Source organism: Thioalkalivibrio sp. ALMg13-2 (assembly GCF_000381185.1).
Taxonomy (GTDB): domain Bacteria; phylum Pseudomonadota; class Gammaproteobacteria; order Ectothiorhodospirales; family Ectothiorhodospiraceae; genus Thioalkalivibrio; species Thioalkalivibrio versutus.
The window spans coordinates 31,908-52,025 of the sequence record NZ_KB906106.1; the positions used below are offsets into that span (position 1 = coordinate 31,908).

General features: G+C 68.1%; 15 protein-coding genes. 8 read left to right on the forward strand and 7 right to left on the reverse strand.

What is annotated here, in order from left to right:
* Window positions 1-129: 129 nt before the first annotated feature.
* From F618_RS14755 to F618_RS0106470, 4 genes are all read right to left on the reverse strand, one after another.
* The gene (locus F618_RS14755) at window positions 130-936 is read right to left on the reverse strand and encodes an ABC transporter permease subunit (protein ID WP_019568097.1); all 807 of its coding nucleotides are present in this window, start codon (window positions 934-936) and stop codon (window positions 130-132) included.
* 452 nt (window positions 937-1,388) lie between these two features.
* Complete coding sequence (locus F618_RS0106460) at window positions 1,389-2,147, reverse strand: molybdopterin-binding protein (protein WP_019568098.1); 759 nt, start codon at window positions 2,145-2,147, stop codon at window positions 1,389-1,391.
* A 22-nt stretch (window positions 2,148-2,169) separates the two neighbouring features.
* The gene (gene hemH, locus F618_RS0106465) at window positions 2,170-3,264 is read right to left on the reverse strand and encodes a ferrochelatase (protein WP_018144579.1); all 1,095 of its coding nucleotides are present in this window, start codon (window positions 3,262-3,264) and stop codon (window positions 2,170-2,172) included.
* A gap of 114 nt (window positions 3,265-3,378) precedes the next feature.
* Window positions 3,379-3,960, reverse strand: a complete 582-nt coding sequence (locus F618_RS0106470) for an HNH endonuclease (RefSeq protein ID WP_018168316.1) — start codon at window positions 3,958-3,960, stop codon at window positions 3,379-3,381.
* A 334-nt stretch (window positions 3,961-4,294) separates the two neighbouring features.
* Between F618_RS0106470 and F618_RS0106475 the strand changes: the two genes are divergently transcribed.
* The 8 genes from F618_RS0106475 to F618_RS0106510 all read left to right on the forward strand — a co-directional run bounded on the left by F618_RS0106475 (window position 4,295) and on the right by F618_RS0106510 (window position 17,432).
* Entirely contained in the window at window positions 4,295-5,428 is a 1,134-nt protein-coding gene (locus tag F618_RS0106475; RefSeq protein WP_038071307.1) for an NAD(P) transhydrogenase subunit alpha, read from the forward strand.
* Window positions 5,425-5,736 (forward strand): NAD(P) transhydrogenase subunit alpha, encoded by a 312-nt coding sequence (locus F618_RS0106480; protein WP_017942675.1) that lies wholly within the window; start codon window positions 5,425-5,427, stop codon window positions 5,734-5,736. Before F618_RS0106475 ends, F618_RS0106480 begins: the two co-directional genes overlap by 4 nt.
* On the forward strand, window positions 5,733-7,121 hold the full coding sequence (locus tag F618_RS0106485; protein ID WP_018168318.1) for an NAD(P)(+) transhydrogenase (Re/Si-specific) subunit beta: 1,389 nt from the start codon (window positions 5,733-5,735) through the stop codon (window positions 7,119-7,121). The genes F618_RS0106480 and F618_RS0106485 overlap by 4 nt, the downstream gene beginning before the upstream one ends.
* Window positions 7,122-7,528: 407 nt before the next feature.
* Window positions 7,529-9,745 carry a primosomal protein N' gene (locus tag F618_RS0106490; protein ID WP_019568099.1) on the forward strand — a complete coding sequence of 739 codons (2,217 nt, stop codon included), beginning with the start codon at window positions 7,529-7,531 and terminating at the stop codon, window positions 9,743-9,745.
* Between the two features lie 100 nt (window positions 9,746-9,845).
* A complete protein-coding gene (argS, locus tag F618_RS0106495; RefSeq protein ID WP_019568100.1) occupies window positions 9,846-11,609 on the forward strand; it encodes an arginine--tRNA ligase in 1,764 nt (587 codons plus the stop codon).
* A gap of 3 nt (window positions 11,610-11,612) precedes the next feature.
* Window positions 11,613-12,203: an SPOR domain-containing protein gene (locus F618_RS0106500; protein WP_019563722.1), complete on the forward strand. Its 591-nt coding sequence runs from the start codon at window positions 11,613-11,615 to the stop codon at window positions 12,201-12,203.
* Between the two features lie 2 nt (window positions 12,204-12,205).
* Window positions 12,206-16,150, forward strand: a complete 3,945-nt coding sequence (gene hrpA / locus F618_RS0106505; protein WP_019568101.1) for an ATP-dependent RNA helicase HrpA — start codon at window positions 12,206-12,208, stop codon at window positions 16,148-16,150.
* The gene (locus F618_RS0106510; protein ID WP_369772991.1) at window positions 16,140-17,432 is read left to right on the forward strand and encodes an FAD-dependent oxidoreductase; all 1,293 of its coding nucleotides are present in this window, start codon (window positions 16,140-16,142) and stop codon (window positions 17,430-17,432) included. The genes hrpA and F618_RS0106510 overlap by 11 nt, the downstream gene beginning before the upstream one ends.
* Before the next feature lie 190 nt (window positions 17,433-17,622).
* Here the strand turns inward: F618_RS0106510 and F618_RS0106515 are convergent, their stop codons facing one another.
* The 3 genes from F618_RS0106515 to F618_RS0106525 are packed head-to-tail and all read right to left on the reverse strand — an operon-like array spanning window position 17,623 to window position 20,025.
* The gene (locus tag F618_RS0106515) at window positions 17,623-18,957 is read right to left on the reverse strand and encodes an ATP-binding protein (protein WP_018144588.1); all 1,335 of its coding nucleotides are present in this window, start codon (window positions 18,955-18,957) and stop codon (window positions 17,623-17,625) included.
* 25 nt (window positions 18,958-18,982) lie between these two features.
* Entirely contained in the window at window positions 18,983-19,699 is a 717-nt protein-coding gene (locus tag F618_RS0106520; RefSeq protein ID WP_019568103.1) for a response regulator transcription factor, read from the reverse strand.
* Entirely contained in the window at window positions 19,696-20,025 is a 330-nt protein-coding gene (locus tag F618_RS0106525) for a PepSY domain-containing protein (protein WP_019568104.1), read from the reverse strand. The genes F618_RS0106520 and F618_RS0106525 overlap by 4 nt, the downstream gene beginning before the upstream one ends.
* Window positions 20,026-20,118: the final 93 nt, after the last annotated feature.

The following is a 20,118-nucleotide window of genomic DNA, read 5'->3' on the forward strand; positions in this document are numbered from 1 at the left end:
CCGACCCGACATGATCAGGCTCCTTGCGCGAGGGTCCCTCGCCAAACGCCCATAGGTTTCCAAGCCTCATTTCGTACCCCGTTGCAGTTACGTTTTCATTAGCAGCGTCACGACTGACTGGCGGCACACCTAGCGCTGCCAGCGCAGGAATGGCCGCGTGCCAAACCGCACCAGCAAGGTCGACAGGGTCCCCAGCAGACCGATCGTGACCATCCCGACGATGATCTGCGGGTACTGAATCAACGAATAGGAACTCCAGGTGAAGTAGCCGATCCCGTACTGGCCGCTGATGATCTCGCCGGCCAGAAGCGAGAACCACGCGATGCCCATGCCGATCGCCATGCCCGCGACAATGCTCGGCAGTGCCGCCGGCAGCACCACATGAATCAGGATGGAAGTACTGGATGCGCCCAGGGCGCGGGCGGCCCGTACCAGGTCCTTCGGTGTCTGGTCGACCCCGTGCATGGTGTTCAGCACGATCGGGAAGAAAGCGCCGAGAAAGGTGATGAAGATGATGCTGCTCTGTTCGGTCGGCAGCATCAGTATCGCGAGAGGGATCCAGGCCACCGCAGGGATCGGGCGGAAGATCTCCACGTAAGGGGAGAAAATATCCTCCACCAAACGGTTGCGGCCCATGAAGACCCCTAGTGCGACCCCGGTTACCGTGGCCAGCCCGAAGGCGATCGCCACGCGCTCGACACTGGCCCCGATATGTCGATAGAACGTGTCGGATGACAACAGGTCGAGAAGCACCGCCCCCACGACGCTCGGCGCGGGCACATTCTCGAAGTTGAGCAACAATCGGAAGTCATTCGTGGACGCCAGATGCCACAACCCGATCAGCGCCAGGACGGAAAGTATCCGGACGCTGTAGCGACCCCACCAGGTACCGCTCGACTTCTTGAACCAGGCACCGGCGGTTGCATGATCCGACACGCTACCCTTAGATCCCTCGGTCGCGGTCTCGCTTGCTTGCACATCCGTTCTGGCCTGCGCAGGGGCGCCCAATTCCGGCGAAGCTGGGTCGGCCTTTTTCAGTTCGCCCACTACGGACACAGTCTTGTCAGTCATCAACCATCCCTCTTTAGCGATCAGGCAGTGATCCCGGCGAACGGCTCCGGAACACGAACCCCCAACTTGTTCTGACGTGTTCTTACGCCCTGAGAGGATTGCAGTAACTATGCCAATGACACTGAATCGGAGAGGAATGAGTTAAGGGTCTGTTTTTACAATGGGATCAGGATGGCGGGGCCGAAGCAGCACGCCAGGGCGCGGGAGAATGTGCATCACGTACGGGCATGCCAGCCCCAAGACAGGGCAGTGGGCACGGAGGAACCGGGGGGTCAAAGGACAAGTGCCCGCCGGACCGACGGAACACGCACGATGGCTCAGTGGTCGAGAAAACCGCCGGCGATCAGGTGCTGGCGCAAGGCGGCCTGGGCCTCGGTGACGCGGGCGCGGGCGCCACGCAGGCCCAGCTCGACCTGCGGCGCCTGGCGGTCCATGCGCGGGAGACAGGAGATACGCAGGTCGGGGAACGCGGCCTCCATGGCCTCGAGCACCGGGACCAGGCGGCTCTCGGTGACATTCTCCAGGCGCAGGACCTCTTCCACGGCACCCGCTGCCGCATCGCGGTCGGGGAAGCGCTGCTCCAGGACCCAGCGGGCCATGGGCTCGGCCATGGCCGGGAAACCGGGTACGCAGTGGTGCTGCGCACAGCTAAAGCCGGGGATGCCGTTGACCGGGTTGGGGATCAGGCTGGCGCCCTCGGGGAGCGCGGCCATCCGCACGCGATGGGGCCAGGCCTCCGCGCCGAAGCGCTCCTCGAGTATGGTCATGAACTCGGGATGGGGCGCCAGCGGCCGGTCGAGGGCCTCGGCCAGGCAGGCGCGGGTGCGGTCATCCGGGGTCGCGCCGATGCCGCCGAAGCTGAACACCTCGGCACCGCTAGCCAGGGTCTCGCGGAAGGTCTGCGTCAGCAGGCGGGCGTTATCGCCCACGATACGGATCCACGCGAGCTCCAGCCCCCTTTCCGCCAACGCCTCGGTCAGGTGCGCCTGATGCCGATCGCGGCGCTTCCCGCTCAGGAGTTCGTCGCCGATGATCACGGCGCCGATCTCGATCATGCCCGGGTCGTGGCCCTCCATCGCGGGTCGATCCATCGCCGATCTACTGCTTGGCGCCCATGGCCAGCGCGCGCTCGCGGGCGGCCGCACGGGCCTCGGGGGCGTTGTCCGGATCGTCGAGCCATGGCGCCAGATGCTGCTGCAGCAGCCCGGCCAGGAAGTCGAGGTGATCAGCGCGGTCGTTCAGCGCCGGGATGTAGTGGAAGCGCTCGCCGCCGGCCTCGGTGAAGATCTCGCGGTTTTCGTCGCCGATCTCCTCGATGGTCTCCAGGCAATCCGCCGAGAAACCGGGGCAGATCACGTCCACTGAGCGCACGCCCTGTCCCGGCAAGGCCTCCAGGGTCTTGTCGGTGTAAGGCTGCAGCCATTCCTCGCGACCGAAGCGCGACTGGAAGGTGACCTGCCACTGGTCGTCGTTCAGGCCCAGCGCCTGCGCCAGCTTGTGCCCGGTGGCGTGGCACAGACAGTGGTAGGGGTCGCCCTGCAGCAGGTAGCGTTTGGGGATGCCGTGGAAGGACATCATCAGGCGATCGGCCTGACCATGCGCCTGCCAGTGCTCGCGCACACTGTTGGCCAGGGCCTCGATGTAGCCGGGCTGGGCGTCATAGGCGGCGATGAACTGCAGATCGGGCACCCAGCGCCAGCCCTTGAGCACGTCGGCCACGGCATCGAAGGTGGAGCCATTGGTGCTGGCCGAGTACTGCGGGTACAGCGGCAATACGACCACACGACGCACGCCCTGGCGGCGCAATTCGTCCAGGCCGGATTCAATGGACGGGTTACCGTAGCGCATGCCCAGGGCGACCGGGACATCCTCGCCGACCTGCGCGGCCAGGCGCTCGCGCACACCGGCGGCCTGGCGTTTCGAGATCGCCAGCAGCGGCGAGCCCTCGTCGGTCCACACGGTTGCGTATTTCGCCGCCGAGCGCTTGGGCCGAATGTTCAGGATCACGCCGTTCAGAATCAGCCACCAGATGGGTCGCGGGACCTCGACCACGCGCGGGTCCCAGAGGAACTCCTTCAGGTAACGCCGCAAGGCGGGCGCGGTGGGTTCGTCCGGCGTCCCCAGGTTGGTCAGCAAAACGCCGACGCCGCGCGCCTGGCCATGGCGATAATCCGCTTCTCCGAAATACTTCATGGGGCTCCTTGCAGGCATGGGGGACGGTGACTCCCTGTCGGAGTCACGGAGCGTCGCTTTGGTTCACACGCCAAGGATACCCGCGGGCACGAGTGCGCGCGCGCCCCGGACGGATCAGACGCTACGACCCCGCAACGGGCTGGTACGCGGGAAGTGCGCCTGCAGGAACTCCATCTGGTCGGCCAGCACGCGCTTGCCCTTGAGGAAGATGTATTCCGCGTGGGTGGGCGTGAACGGGATGGCGAGCAACTGCATCCCGGCCTCTTCCGGCGTGAACCCCGCCTTGTGGTTGTTGCAGCGCTTGCAGGCGGTGACCACGTTGGTCCAGGTGTCTTCACCGTCCTGGCTGATCGGGGTCACGTGGTCGCGGGACAGATCGCGTTCGGGGAACGCGTGACCGCAGTAGAGGCAAAGGTGGGCATCGCGGCGGAACAGGGTGGTGTTATTGAGCGGGGGGATGTAGTCGTTGAAGCGGGACTTGCGGGTGCCGTGAGTGGCGATGATCGAGTTGACCTCGACCCGTGACTGCAACCCGGTGCGCGCGTTGATGCCGCCGCGCATGCGATATAGCGGGCTGCCACAGGTGTAGGCCACCTGCTCGGTGTAATAGAGGCGCACGGCCTGCTCCAGGCCGATCCACTCTAGCGGCATGCCCGCGGCATCCGTGCGCAGGACCTGATGCTCATTCGGCAACATGACCCCGTCCCGTCTCAAGGAAACACGGATTTGCTCACGCGGCGTACGGGTGAACAAATCCATGCCGCCTTCGATACCCGAAAAACAATAAACAGCCTTCAGGAACAAAGCAATTACAACGCCATGACCCGCGGTATCGTAAGCTCGCCCAACCTGACGGGCCCGGCAACGAGGGTGGACACGGTTTAAGCACGAGGCCGGATCCGCTACACTCGCGGGTCGTTTTTTGTGCGGCACGCCCGAATCACGCGTGCCGCATCCGATTTCACCACCCGCGAGCGCGGCTGATCGTCCCATAGGGAATACGGGAACGCTTGGCCCGGGGAGAGAGCGCATGGCAATCAAATTATCCGTTCCCAGGGAATCCGCCAGTGGCGAGCGCCGCGTGGCCCTGGATCCGTCGGTAGCGGCCAAGTTCAGCGATATGGGCATCACGGTGCAGCTGGAAAAGGGTGCCGGTTCCGAGGCCCATTTTCCGGATGCGGCCTACGAGAAGGCCTCCGTGGTCGACACCGAGACCGCCTACGGCCAGTCGGATCTGATGGTCCGCGTGGCACCGCCGACAGTCGAGGAGATCAACCAGCTGCCGGAAGGCTCGACCGTGGTCAGCCTGTTCCACGCTCACCGCAACCCGGATGTGGTCAAGGCGATGCAGGAGCGCAAGATCCTGAGCTTCGCGATGGAGCTGATCCCGCGCATCTCGCGCGCCCAGAGCATGGACGTGCTCTCCTCGCAGGCAGCCGTGGTCGGCTACAAGGGCGCGATCATGGGCTCCGATCTGTCCTGCCGCTTCTTCCCGATGCTGACCACCGCGGCCGGCACCATCCGTCCGGCCAAGGTGATCGTGATCGGCGCCGGCGTGGCCGGGCTGCAGGCGATTGCCACGGCCAAGCGCCTGGGCGCGATGGTCGAGGCCTATGACGTGCGCTCCGCCACCAAGGAGCAGGTCGAGTCGCTGGGCGCGAAGTTCCTCGATCTCGGCGTCTCCGCCGAGGGCGAGGGCGGCTACGCCCGCGAACTGACCGCGGAAGAGAAAAAGCAGCAGCAGGATGCCCTGGGCGAGTACATCGCCAAGGCCGACGTGCTGATCACCACCGCCGCGATCCCGGGACGCGATGCACCCAAGCTGATCCCCAAGATCATGGTCGAGGGCATGAAGCCGGGTGCGGTCATCATCGACCTGGCGTCCGAAGGTGGCGGCAACTGCGAGCTGAGCAAGCCCGGCGAGACCCACGACCACAAGGGCGTGATCATCCATGCCCCGTTGAACGTGCCCTCGCAGGTCCCGCTGCATGCCTCCGAGATGTATGCCAAGAACCTGCTGAATTTCCTCACGCCGATGATCGCAGAAGGCGGCGAATTCCAGCCCGACTGGGATGACGAGGTCATCGCCAAGAGCGTGCTGACCCGCGATGGCGAGATCGTGCACGAGGCCACCCGCGAGGCCCTGAAGGGAGCTCAATCATGATCATCGAAGGCTTTATCGCGCTATACATCTTCATGCTCGCGGCCTTCACCGGCTACGAGATCATCTCCAAGGTCCCGGTCATCCTGCATACCCCGCTGATGTCCGGTTCCAACTTCGTCCACGGCATCGTGCTGGTCGGGACCATGGTCGCGCTCGGCCACGCCACGACCCCGCTGGAACAGGCCATCGGCTTTGTCGCCGTGATCCTGGCCGCGGGCAACGCCGTGGGTGGCTATGTCGTCACCGAACGCATGCTGGAGATGTTCAAGACCAGCAAGAAGGACGACAAGAAGGGAGATAACGCATGAGTCTGATTATCAACCTCGCCTACTTTGCGGCGGCGGTCCTGTTCATCGTCGGCCTCAAGCAGATGTCTTCGCCGACCACCGCGCGGCCCGGCATCATGTGGGCCGGCGTGGGGATGGTGCTCGCCACGCTCGTGACCTTCGTGCATCCGGAGGTCTCCGGGGGCGTGAACTACACCCTGATCGTCCTGGGTATCGTCATCGGTGGCGGTCTCGCCTGGTGGAGCGGCAAGAAGGTCGCCATGACCGACATGCCGCAGATGATCGCGCTGTACAACGGCATGGGCGGCGGCGCCGCGGCCGGCATCGGCGCGATCTACCTGCTGCAGGCCACCCCGGAGACCGTCAGCAACACCGGCCTGGCGATCGCCACCACCGGCTCGCTGATCGGTTCGGTCGCCTTCTCCGGTTCGCTGGTGGCCTACGCCAAGCTGCAGGGCCTGATGAAGAAGACCTTCCACTTCCCGGGCCAGCAGGTGGTGAACATCGCCATCTTTGCTATCACCGTGATCCTCGGCTTCATGCTGGCGACCGGCGGCGGCGAGATCGGCTCGGCCACACTGCTGTTGTTCTTCATCCTGTCGCTCGCCTTCGGCATCCTGATGACCCTGCCGATCGGCGGCGCCGACATGCCGGTGGTCATCTCGCTGTACAACGCCCTCACCGGCCTGGCGGTCGGCCTCAAGGGCATCGTGCTCGACAACCCGGCGCTGATGATCGCCGGTATCGTCGTCGGCGCGGCCGGTACGCTGCTCACGCAGCTGATGGCCAAGGCGATGAACCGCCCGATCAAGAACATCCTGTTCAGCCAGTTCGGTGGCAGCAGCGGGGGTGCCGAGGAAGCGATCGAGGGCACCATGAAGGAGATCCAGGCCAACGACGCCGGGATCATGATGGCCTTTGCCGAGAAGGTGATCATCGTGCCGGGCTACGGCATGGCCGTGGCGCAGGCACAGCACAAGATCTGGGAATTCACCCAGCTGCTGCAGAAGCGCGGCGTGGACGTGAAGTTCGCGATCCACCCGGTCGCGGGCCGCATGCCCGGGCACATGAACGTGCTGCTGGCCGAGGCCGGCGTGCCCTACGACATCATCTTCGACCTCGACGAGATCAACGAGGAGTTCAAGACCGCGGATGTCGCCATGGTCATCGGCGCGAACGACGTCGTGAACCCGGTGGCCCGGACCAATCCGGACTCGCCGATCTACGGCATGCCGATCCTCAACGCGGACCAGGCGCACAACGTCATCTGCGTGAAGCGCGGCAAGGGCTCCGGTTTCTCGGGCATCGAGAACCACCTGTTCTATGCAGACAACAACCAGATGTTGTACGGCGACGGCCAGAAGGTGGCCGCCGAACTGGTGGCATCGGTCAAGGCCCTCGGCTAGTCGGCCCGCCCCACTCGCGGGGCCCGGACACCGGGCCCCGCAACCGAAACCCGGTCACCGTTTTGCGGTGCCGGGTTTTTTTGTTGCTCACCCAACGGGCCAGGATTGAAACCCGAAATCTGTACGTTTCCTGTACAAACTACCCACAAGGGCCGGGGTCAAACCCCGGTTAGCACACACAGCGCGCACTCGGTTTCACATAGAGATCATAACTCGCTGTTTTCCCTATATTAAATGGATATGGTCGATTTTTGCCCAATCCAAGTAGCCCTTAGCAGTAACAAGCATTTAGGGATGTTCATACCGATTCACCCACAGAGTTATCCACAGCTTTTGTGGATAACCCCCCCTCCCGAAGTGCGGCGGCCACGCCCCCTCCCCGGGGTCCGACACAGTAGACTGTGCGCATGCCTGCCGCGCCCCGAATCGCCTGCATCGCGCTGGATCGCCCTCTGGACCGGCTGTTCGACTACAGCATCCCCGAGGACCTGACGCTTGCATCCGGCCAGCGGGTGCGCGTGCCCTTCGGGCGCGGCTCGACCATCGGGGTCGTGGTCGAGCTGGCATCCACCAGCGAGGTTGCACCCGGCCGCCTGCGTGCGATCCAGGAAGCACCCGAGGCAGAACCGATCCTGGGGCCCCGCCTGCTGGAGCTGCTGCAGTTCGGAGCCCGGTACTACCACCACCCCCTGGGCGAAGCCCTGCTGGGGGCACTTCCCCCGGCCCTGCGCCATGGCGACCCGCTCCCCGCCCTGACCCCGGAGACCCTGTGGCGGATGACACCCGCGGGCAGCCAGGCGCTGGCCGACGGTGACGCCCGCGGGCGACGCCAGCAGGCCGTCCTCCGAGCGCTGGCCCACCCGGGTTCCACACCGCATGACTCACCGGCCCTGGATCGCGCCACCCTGGCCGCCGCCACCGGGCTGCAACTCGCCCCGCGCGAACTGCGCGCGTTTGCGGAACGCGGCTGGCTGGAGGCGATCACGCCCGACCCGAAACAGCCACCGCCCCCGAACACCAGCGACCACACCCTGACCGCCGAACAACGCGCCGCCGTCGACGCCCTGACCCCGGATACCGGCGTACCCCTCCTGCTGGAGGGTGTCACCGGCAGCGGCAAGACCGAGGTCTACCTGCAAATGGCCGAACGCGTGCTGGCACGCGGGCGCCAGGTCCTGTTCCTGATCCCCGAGATCGCCCTGACGCCACAGCTGAGCGCGCGCATCCAGCAGCGCTTCCCCGGGCAGGTTGCCCTCCTCCACTCCGGGCTGTCCGAGGGCGAGCGCCTGCGCGCCTGGGAGTCGGCCCGTCAGGGGCAGCGCCGCATCGTCGTCGGCACCCGTTCGGCGCTGTTCACACCCCTGCCCGATCTCGGCCTGATCATCGTTGACGAGGAGCACGACAGCGCCTTCAAGCAGCAGGACGGCTTTCGCTACAACGCCCGCGACCTGGCCATCAAGCGCGGCCAGCTGGAACAGGCCGCGGTGGTCCTGGGCTCGGCCACGCCGACCCTGGAGACCCTGCATGCGGCGACCACTGGCCGCTACGCCCATACCCGACTGGCGACACGCCCGGACGGCTCTCAACCGCCCGCCGTCGAGGCCATCGACACGCGTGTGCACACCCCCGACGAGGGCCTCACCGCCCCGCTTCTGGATGCCATGCAACAGACCCTCGCCGCCGGCCACCAGTGCTTCCTGCTACTGAACCGGCGCGGCTTCGCCCGCGTGCTGGCCTGCGACGCCTGCGGCTGGGTCGCCGAATGCCCGGACTGCGATGCGCGCCTGACCATCCACGCGCACAACCCGCGTGCCGTCTGCCACCTCTGCGGTCACCAGGAACCGCGCCCCCAGCGCTGCCCGCAATGCGGCGAGGCCCTGGCCCAGCGCGGTCTCGGCACCCAGCGCCTGGAACAGGCCCTGGCCCGCCACTACCCGACCACTCCGCTGATCCGCCTGGACCGCGACAGCATCCGCCACAAGGGGGCGCTCGAGGAGGCGCTGGACCGTATCCGCCAGCTGGATGCCGCCATCGTCGTCGGGACCCAGATGCTGGCCAAGGGCCACGACTTCCCGCAGGTCGGACTGGTCGGCGTGATTGACGTCGACCAGGGCCTGTTCAGCGTCGACCTGCGCGCGACCGAAAACACCCTGCAGCTCATCGTGCAGGCCGCCGGGCGCGCCGGACGTGGTTCCGGCGGCGGCCGCGTCCTGCTGCAGACAGGGCATCCGGACCACCCCCTGATCCGCGGCCTGAACGCCGCGGACTACCCGGCGATGGTCGCGCCCCTGCTGGAGGAGCGCGCCGCCGCCGAGATGCCACCCCACGGCCACCTGGCCCTGGTCCGCGTCGAGGCGGGCGATGCCGAGACCACCCGCCGCCACGCCGAGCGCGTCGCCACCCACCTGCGCAACGCCGCCGCCGAAGGCCTGCGCGTACTCGGCCCGGCCCCCGCACCGCGCCACCGCGTCAATCGCCGCTTCCGCGAACAGATCCTGCTGCAGTCCACCCAGCGCGGCCCACTCCATCGGGCCCTGACCCGCGCCCGCCACGCCTGGCAGACCGACGACCTCCCGCGCGGCACCCGCATCGCCATCGACATCGACCCGGTCTCGCTGGCGTAAACCGCCGCCCGGTTCCCTTCGAGCGCCCCGTACCGGGGCGGCACGACCAGCGCTTCCGGGTTAGAATGCGGCCCTTTTTACCCGACGGATCGAGCTTCCCTTGAAAGACACCCTGACCGAGGCCCTGGCGGCCGCACTGGAGACCCTGGTGGCCGAAGGCCGCGTACCCGCCGACCACGGTGTCGAGGTGCAGGTCACGCGTGCGCGCGACCGCGAACACGGCGACTTCGCCGCCAACCTGGCGATGCAGCTCGCGCGCCCGGCGAAATCCAAGCCACGCGATCTGGCCGAGGCCCTGTGTGCGGCCATGCCCGAGGTGCCCGGCCTCGCCGGCACCGAGATCGCCGGCCCCGGTTTCATCAACTTCCGCCTGGCCGCGGATGCCCGCACGCTGGTGCTGGGCCGCGTCGCGACCCAAGGTGACGACTTCGGCCGCTCCAGCGCAGGCGGCGGACGCCCGGTGCAGGTGGAATTTGTCTCCGCCAATCCCACCGGGCCGCTGCATGTAGGCCATGGCCGCGGCGCGGCCTTTGGCGCCACAGTAGCCGACCTGCTGGATTTCTGCGGCTTCGATGTCACCCGCGAGTACTACGTGAACGACGCCGGACGGCAGATGAACATCCTCGCCGCCAGTGTGTGGCTACGCTACCTGGAGCAGCACGGTGTCCAGGTGCCGTTCCCGGCCAATGGCTACAAGGGCGACTACATCCACCCGGTCGCCGAGACCCTGACCGCGCAGATCGGCGAACAGGGCGTGCACCCGGCCGAGGCCGTCACCCGCGGTCTTCCGGCGGACGAGCCGGACGGCGGCGACAAGGAAACCTTCATCGACGCGGTGATCGGCCGCGCCCGCGAACTGCTGGGCGAGACGCTCTACCGCAAGGTGTTCGACTGCGGCCTGAACGCGATCCTCGATGACATCCGCGACGACCTGCGCGAGTTCGGCGTGGAGTACCAGTGCTGGTTCTCCGAACGCAGCCTGGCCGACTCCGGCGCGATCGACGCCGCGGTGGAGGACCTGCAGGGGCGCGGCGCGCTGTACGAGCAGGACGGGGCCCTGTGGTTCCGCTCTACCGAATACGGCGACGACAAGGACCGCGTGGTGCGCCGCGAGAACGGCGACTACACCTACTTCGCCTCCGACATCGCCTACCACCGCGAGAAATTCCAGCGCGGCTTCGAGCGCGTCATCAACATCTGGGGCGCCGACCACCACGGCTACGTCCCGCGCGTGCGCGCCGCGCTGCAGGCCCTGGGCCTGGACCCCGGCCGCCTCGACGTGCTGCTGGTGCAGTTCGCGATCCTCTACCGCGGTGGCGAGCGCCTGCCCATGTCCACCCGCGCCGGACAGTTCGTGACCCTGCGCGAACTGCGCGACGAGGTCGGCTCGGATGCCGCGCGCTTCTTCTACGTGCAGCGCCGCTGCGACCAGCACCTGGACTTCGACCTCGACCTCGCCAAGTCGCAGTCCAACGACAACCCGATGTACTACATCCAGTACGCGCACGCGCGCATCGCCAGCGTGCTGCGCACCGCTGCCGAGCGCGGGCATGCCCCGGCCGCCGCCGACGCCGCAGGCCTCAGCACGCGCCTGACCGAACCGCAGGAGGATGACCTGCTGGACCGCCTGGACCGTTTCCCGGAGGTGATCGCGGCGGCCGCCGAGGCCTGCGAACCGCATCAGATCGCCCAGTACCTGCGCGAGCTGGCCGCCGGCTTCCACGCCTACTACAACGCGGTACCCTTCCTCAACGCGGACGACCCCGACGTGATCGGCGCGCGCCTCGCGCTGCTGACCGGCGCCAGGCAGGTGCTGCACAACGGCCTGCGCCTGCTGGGCGTGACCGCCCCGGAACGGATGTAGACCATGGCCCAGGCGCGCAAGACCCGTCGCAAGTCCGCCCCACGGAAGGCCTCGCGGCCGATCCCCGGCTGGGTATGGATGTTGCTCGGCCTGCTGATCGGCCTGGGGCTTGCCGCCGTGCTGTACCTGCAGGGTGCCGACCGCTCGCCGGATCTGGGCGCGCTGTTCGGTGACCCGGATCCCGCGACCGAGACGGCCGCCCCGACCCCGGCACCGGTGGAGCGGGACACCGCTCCCTCGGACGACGAGCCCCGCTTCCGCTACTACGAGCTGCTGCCCGAAGACGAGATCCGGGTGCCGGAGTCCGAGCGCGACGCGCCCGCCCCGGCTGTGCCACCGGCCGCATCGCCCAGTGAAGGCGATCCGGTCGTCCTGCAGACCGGCTCGTTCCGCCGCTTTGCCCAGGCCGACGAGATGAAGGCACGACTGACCCTGCTCGGTCTGGACCCGAAAGTGCACGAGGTCGAGATCCAGGGCGAGACCTGGTACCGCGTCTACCTCGGCCCGTTCAGTGACGAGGACCGCGTGCGCCAGGCGCTGGAGCGCCTGCGCACGGAGAATATCGAGGCCCTGCGTCTGCGCTACCAGGGCTGAGCGTGAAACCGGCCCCCGCACCGGATCTCGACGCCCTCGCGGCCCGCATCGAGGCGTTGCCCTCCGGCGGCGAACGCAAGGACCTTACGGACCTGCTGCGCCGGGCCCGCCAGCGCCAGCGGCGCGGGCAGCCGTGCGACCGTATGGCCCGCACCCTCGCCGAACGCCTGGCCACCACCGAGGGGGCCGCCCCCCAGGTAGGCAGCGACGAGCGCGCCCGCCTGCGCCCGCAACCCGTCTACGCCGGCGACCTGCCGATCCACGCCGAGCGCGAACGCATCGTCGCCGCCATCCGCAAGCACCCGGTACTCGTGCTGTGCGGCGAGACCGGCTCCGGCAAGACCACCCAGCTGCCCAAGCTGTGCCTGGAGGCCGGGCGCGGCGAGGCCGGGCTGATCGGTCACACCCAGCCGCGCCGGATCGCCGCGCGCTCGGTGGCCAGCCGCATCGCCGAGGAACTGGGCACCACCCTGGGCGGCAACCGGGACTCCACGGTCGGCTTCAAGGTGCGTTTCTCCGACCAGACCGGGCCAAACAACTGGATCAAGCTGATGACCGACGGCATCCTGCTGGCGGAAATGGCGCATGACCCGGAACTACGCGCCTACGACACCATCATCGTCGACGAGGCGCACGAACGCAGCCTGAACATCGACTTCCTGATGGGCGTGCTCAAACGCCTGTCGCACAAGCGCCCCGAGCTGCGCATCATCATCACCTCGGCCACCCTCGACCCCGAACGGCTGTCGGCGTTCTTCGACGACGCCCCGATCCTGACGGTGGCCGGACGCACCTATCCGGTGGAGGTCCGCTACCGGCCGATCGAGCCGGAGGATACTGGGGACGAAGGCGACGAACAGGGGCGTGGTGAACGCGACCTGTTCGACGGCATCCGCGACGCGGTGGCCGAGTGCGAGCGCGCCGGGCCCGGCGACGTACTGGTATTCCTGCCCGGCGAACGCGAGATCCGCGACGCCCACCAGGCCCTGCGCGGCCAGGTCCGCGCCGACACCGAGATCCTGGCGCTGTACGCGCGGCTGTCCGCGCGCGAGCAATCGCGGGTATTCCAGTCACACAGCGGCCGTCGCATCGTGCTCGCGACCAACGTCGCCGAGACCGCGCTGACCGTGCCCGGCATCCGCTTCGTGATCGACTCGGGGCTCGCGCGCATCTCGCGCTACTCCTGGCGCTCGCGGGTGCAGCGCCTGAGCCTGGAGGCCATCTCGCAGGCCGCCTGCGACCAGCGCGCCGGGCGCTGCGGCCGGCTGGGCCCCGGCATCTGCATCCGGCTGTTCGCGGAAGACGACTTCAACCTGCGCCCGCCCTTCACCGACCCGGAGATCCAGCGCTCAAACCTCGCCTCGGTGATCCTGCAGATGGCCGCGCTCAAGCTCGGCCAGCCGCGCCAGTTCCCGTTCCTCGACCCGCCCGACCCGCGCCTGGTCAAGGATGGCTACCACCTGCTCGACGAATTGGGCGCAGTAGACGACCGTGGCCGGATCACCCGGCGCGGGCGGCAGCTCGCGCGCATGCCCATCGACCCACGCCACGCGGCGATGCTGCTGGCCGGCACCGAGCACGACTGTGTCACCGAAACCGCCACCATCGCCGCGTCCCTGTCGCTGCAGGACCCGCGCGAGCGCCCGGCCGAGGCCACCCAGGCGGCGGACCAGGCCCACCGCGAGTTCCAGGTCGAGGGCTCCGACTTCATGGGCATGCTGCGGCTGTGGGACGCCTGGCACACCGCCCGCGAGGACCTCGGATCCAGTGCGCTGAAGCGCTGGTGCCGCGAGCACTTCCTGAACTTTCTGCGCATGCGCGAATGGCAGGAGCTGCGCGTACAACTCCTGCGCCTGGCGCGCGAGATGGACCTGAAGCCGAACCACCAACCGGCCGACGCCGAGGCGGTGCACCGGGCGCTGCTGACCGGGCTGGTCAGTCAGGTCGGGCAGAAGACCGAGCGCGGCGACTACCTGGGCGCGCGCAACCGCCGCCTCCAGATCCACCCCGGCTCGGTGCTGGCGAAGAAGAAGCCGGCCTGGGTGATGAGCGCGGAGATCGCCGAGACCACGCGTGTCTACGCCCGCGACAACGCACGCATCGAGCCCGACTGGATCCTGACCGCCGCCCCGCATCTGCTTAAGCACCACATCTTCGAGCCGCACTTCCAGGGCCGCAGCGGGCGCGTCGGGGCCTTCGACCGCATCACCCTGTACGGCCTGGTCGTGGCACCGAAAAAGCCAGTGGACTTCGCCAAGCACGACCCGGCCGAGGCACGGCGCATCCTGATCCGCGAGGGCCTGGTCGGTGGCGAGCTGCGCTCGCGCTCCAACGGCGTGCGCGCCAACCGCGAGGCGGTGGCCGAGATCGCCGAACAGGAGGCGCGCGGGCGCCGCCGCGATCTGCTGGTGGAAGAGGAGCGCCTGTTCGACTTCTACGACGCCCGTCTGCCGGCCGAGATCACCGACGGCACGACCTTCGAGACCTGGGCGCGCAAGACCGAAAAACACGATCCGGAGGCGCTGAAGATCGACCGCGCCGAGCTCCTGAACGAGCCAGAGGCCACGCTCCCGGAAGGCGCCTATCCCGACCATCTGGAGCTCGAGGGGCTACGCCTGCCACTGGCCTACCGCTTCGAACCCGGCCAACCGGACGACGGCGTGACCGTCACCATCCCCATCGCCGCGCTGAACGCGGTGCCCGACTGGCTGGGCGACTGGCTGGTGCCGGGGCTGCTGGAGGATCGCGTGACCGCCCTGCTGCGGAGCCTGCCGAAGGCCCTGCGCCGCCAGTTCGTGCCCGCCCCGGACTTCGCCCAGGCCGCCCTGGCCCGCATCGAACACCGCCAGGGCCCATTGATTCCCGCACTGGCCGCAGCCCTGCGCGCGATGACCGGCACCGACATCCCGCTGGATGCCTGGCGCCCGGAGACCCTGGAGCCGCACCTGGTTATGCGCTTTCGCATCCTCGACCCGGAAGGGAAGGAAGAGACCAGCGGCCGCGACCTGCCCGCGCTAAAGGCACGGCTGGGCGGGAGCGCCGAGGCCCACTTCGACGCCAGCCGTCCGGACGAGATCACCCGCGAGGGCATCACGGAGTGGGATTTCGGTGCGCTGCCGGAGAGTGTCGAATTCGACCACCAGGGGGCACAGCTGCGGGCCTTCCCGATCCTGGTCGATCGCGGCGATTCGGTCTCGCTGGAGCTGGAACCCGACCCGGCCAAGGCCGAACGCGCCCACCGCGCGGGCCTGCGCCGGCTGTTCCTGCTCGGCGCCCGCAAGACCGCGCGCGATCTGCGCCGCCAGCTCCCGGAGATCGAACGCGCCTGCCTGAATTACTCGACGCTGGGCAGCTGCGAGGCCCTGCGCGACCAGATCCTGGAGGCCGCTGCGGACCGCGTGTTCCTGGCCGAGCCCTGGCCACGCGCCGCCGAGGCGTTCGCCCAACGACTCAACGAGTCCCTGCCGGCGTTCTCGCCCACCGTAATGGAGCTCTCGCGCCTGACCGCCGAGATCCTGCGCCGCTGGCACGACCTGCGCACCCGACTGCAGGGCGACCTGCCGCTGTCCTGGATCGAGGCCGCGCGCGACATCCGCGGGCAGCTGGACGCGCTGGTCCCGGCGGATTTCCTGCTGCGCATCCCGCATGATGTCCTGCCGGAACTGCCGCGCTACCTCGAGGCGATCGACAAGCGCCTGGAGCGCCTGAGCCAGGCCCCGGACAAGGACCGCGCCCGCCGCGTCGCCGTGGAGCCGCTGTGGCAGCAGGCGCAGGAACTGATCGCCCGCGCCCCGGACCACCCGGACGTCCTCGCCTTTCGCTATCGCATCGAGGAATTCCGCGTCTCGCAGTTCGCCCAGGAACTGGGCACCCGCGAGAAGGTTTCGCCCAAACGCCTGGAACGCGAATACGCGACACTGATCCAACGACTGGCCAGTGGCACATGAGCCACGACAACGGAAGGACCAACGGATGCGCGTAGCGGTCATCGGCGCCGGGGTGATCGGTGTCACCACAGCCTGGTACCTGCAGGAGGCCGGAGCCGAGGTCGTGCTGCTGGACGCCGCTGCGGCGCCGGCCAGCGGATCCAGTTTCGCCAATGGCGGCATGCTGCATGCCAGCCATGCCGAACCCTGGAACGCCCCGGGCGTGGGTCTCGACCTGCTGCGTTATCTCGGGCGCCGCGATTCGCCACTGCTGGTGCGCCCGCACGCCATACCGGGGCTGATCGGCTGGGGCCTGCGCTTTCTCGGCAACAGCCGCCGCGCGCGCTTCGAGGAACACACCCGGCTCAATGCGCGCCTGGCGGCCTTCTCCCTGAAGGAGATCGACCGCCTGCAGCGCGAGCTGGCACCCGAGGGGCTGGACTTCGACTTCCGCCGCAGCGGCATCCTCAAGCTATTCCAGGACCCGGCCAGCCAGGCCCGCAATCGCACCGCCAGCGAGGACATGGCGGACGCCGGCGTGCGCTTCGAGGACTGGACCGTGGAACGCATCATCGCCGAAGAGCCGGCGCTGGCCCCCGTGCGCGATCAATTGTGCGGCGGGCTCTACTTTCCCGACGATGCCATCGGCGATGCCGCCCGCTTTACCGCGGGCCTGCTGGCCATCGCCCGCCGCCGCGGACTGACCTATTGCCCGGGCGTGGCGGTGCGCCGCCTGCGCACCTTCCGCGGCCGCCTCGATGCGCTGGAGACCTCGGAAGGCCCGATCGCCGCGGATGCCTGTGTCGTTGCCAACGGCTACCACGCGCCCGATCTGCTGCGCCCACTCGGAATCCGGCTGCCCGTGGCACCGGTCAAGGGCTACTCGCTGACCCTGCCGATGAACGCCGGAACCCGGATTCACCTGCCGCTGATCGACGACGCCAACAAGGTCGTGATGACCCCGCTGGGCGATCGCCTGCGCCTGGCCGGCACAGCGGAGTTCGCGGGTCGCGACGGCAGCCTGAACCCGCAGCGGGCCGCCAGCGTACTGGATCATTGCCGGCGCACCCTGGCCAGCCTGCCCGACCGAATGGATGCCGAGACCATGGCCCCGTGGACCGGCCTGCGCCCGATGAGCGCACGCGGCACCCCGATCCTCGGGGCGACCGCGGTACCCGGCCTTTACCTCAATACCGGGTCCGGCCACCTCGGCTGGACCTTCGCCTGCGGCGCGGCCACGCTGGTGCGCGACAGCGTGCTGGGCGAACCCCCGGCGTTGCCGATGGACGGCCTGACACTCTGATTTCGAACGGTTTGGGGAGCGACACGCCCTGGTCGATGCGTTTCGCTACGCTCAACACATCCTACAAAGCTCCGCAGGCACCCCGCGGGTGGACATCGTCCACCGTAGGATGCGTTGAGCGGAGCTTTGTAGGATGCGTTGAGCACCGCGAAACGCATCATGGAAAACCCCGACTCCGCCCGCACCGGTTTCAGGACGCGGAAAACACCATGCGGATGCGCGCGCCGTGGAGCTCCGGGGCCTGCTCGATGAACAGCGTCCCGCCGTGGTCGGTCACCAGGGTGTGGATGATACTGAGACCGAGCCCCTGACCCTCACCGCGGCCGTCATCCTGGCCGCCGCGGGTATCGGCGCGCTGCCCGCGCTCCAGCACCCGGGCACGATCGGCCGGCGGGATGCCGGGGCCGTCATCGTCGATGATCAGCATCACCTCGCCGGGCTGGCAGCGAGTGGTAATGCGCACCCGCGTGGTCGCATGGCGGATGGCGTTGTCCAGGGTATTGCCGAGGAGCTCGAAGATCGCCCCGCTGTCCATGCGCAGGACGCAGCCCGCAGCCAAATCGGTCTCCAGCGCCACCCCTTCCTGGGCCGCGAGCCGTCCCAATGCCTGTCCGGTACGCTCGATGATCGGCCCCAGCGGCTCGGCAGCCTGGAACGGGGCCGGCCCAAGCCGCTGGGCCTGGTTGAGCTGATGCTGGACGATGCCCTGCAGCCGGTCGACCTGGCGCTGCATGTCGTCATTATCCGGTCGCGCGCTCTCGAGGTTCAGGCGCAGGGCGGAGATCGGGGTCTTGAGGCTGTGAGCCAGATCCGCGAGGGCATTTTGCTGGCGCGCCAGGCGGGCGCGTTCGAACTCGACCAGGTCGTTGATGCTGCCGGTCAGGGCGCGAACCTCGGTGGGATAATCGCCCGCCAGATGCGCATGGTCGCCGTGGCGCAGGGCATCGAGGTCACGTCGGACCTGGCGCAGCGGGCGCAAGCCCCAGAACCACAACGCCAGCGAGAGGACCAGGATCATGGAGAGGGTCATGGTCATCAGCCCCTGCCAGAGGCTGGTGCGGTACTGCTCGACCTGTTCGCTGAAGGCCTCACGGTCCTCCAGCATCTGGAAGGTCAGGCCGACCTGACCGCCGTCCAGCTCCCACTGCACCGGCAGGCTGAAGCTGAAGTAGTCGTCTTCCGTCCAGCCGCGCAGGGAGACGCCGACCGCCGACGGCGAGCGCCACAGGGTCTGCCCCTCCTCGCCCAGGATGCGCGCGTAGAGCCCGCTGACTGGCAACTGCAAACGGCTCTCGGGGAGCATCTCGGGGACGCGCACATCGGCCGGGCCGACCACCTCGGCCAGCCCCATCAGCAGCAGGACTTGCGCCTCGAGGCGGGTTTCTACCGCATCCGCCGCATTGTCGCGGAAGGCGGCCTCCAGCACCCAGGCGGTCAGCAACGAGAAGATCAGCACGGTGATCGCCGTGACCCCCGCCAAGCGCAGGACCAGACTCCCACGCAGCTTGCGCAGGGCCGCTGTCATGCGGACCCGGCAGCCTCGCGGCAGGTCATCGAGGGCTGTCCGGCTCGTTTTCCGGCACGGCGTCGGGTTCGCGGGCGAAGCGGTAGCCGCGTCCGCGCAGGGTCTCGATCAAGCCCAGGCTGCCGTCGGCATCCAGCTTGCGCCGCAGGCGCCCGATCAGGACCTCGATCACGTTGCTTTCGCGGTCTTCGTCGTGATCGTAGAGGTAGTCCGCCAGCGCATCCTTGCTGAGCACCCGGCCCGGCTGGCGGACCAATGTCATCAGCAGGCGGTATTCGAATGTGGTCAGGGTGACCGGCTCGCCATTCAGCCAGACCTCGTCACCTGCGGTGTCGATCACCAGCGGCCCGAACGCCAGCCGCTCCTGGCCCGACTGCAGGCTGCGGCGTGCCAGGGCGCGCAGCCGCGCCAGCAATTCCTCGATGTGGAACGGCTTGGCCAGGTAGTCGTCAGCCCCGGCCTCCAGGCCCTCGACCTTGTCCTGCCAGCGGTCGCGCGCGGTCAGGATCAGGATCGGCAGGCGCGGCTTGGACTCGCGCGCCTTGCGGATCACGTCCAGCCCATCCATGCCCGGCAGGCCCAGATCCACCACCGCGATGTCGCAGTGGTACTCGGTCAGCAGGTAAAGCCCGGTCTCGCCGTCCGAGGCGGTATCCACGCGGCAGCCACTGCGGTCCAACTCGTCGCCAATCTGGTTGCGCAGCGCGACGTCGTCTTCAATCAGTACCACGCGCAGGTTCATTCCGGGAGCTCCACTTCGGTGCCTTCCTCGATCCGGAGGGTACGCACTTGTTGATCGTTGGTCAGGATACGGATGATGAACAGACGCGCCCCGAACTGGCTCACATCCTCGCGCGCGTGGAGCACCCGGCCCGGGTAGTGCGCCTCGATCTGGGCAACGGCCTCGTCGAGATCCCAGACGGCGGCCTCGGGGTCATCCGTGTTGAACTGGCCTTGCGCCGGAAGCGCCACGAACAGCAGCGTCGCCAGCACCAGTGCGTGGCCCGCGCGGGGCCGGGTCAGGTCCCGCCCGCGGTATCCGGGCTGGAGAGCCGGCGTGGGTCGCATATCGGTGCATTCTCCGGACGCGTGCGTGGGCAGATGTTGAAGATACAAGGGTATCGGCCTAGCCTGAACGATATCTGAAACCGACTGGAACCG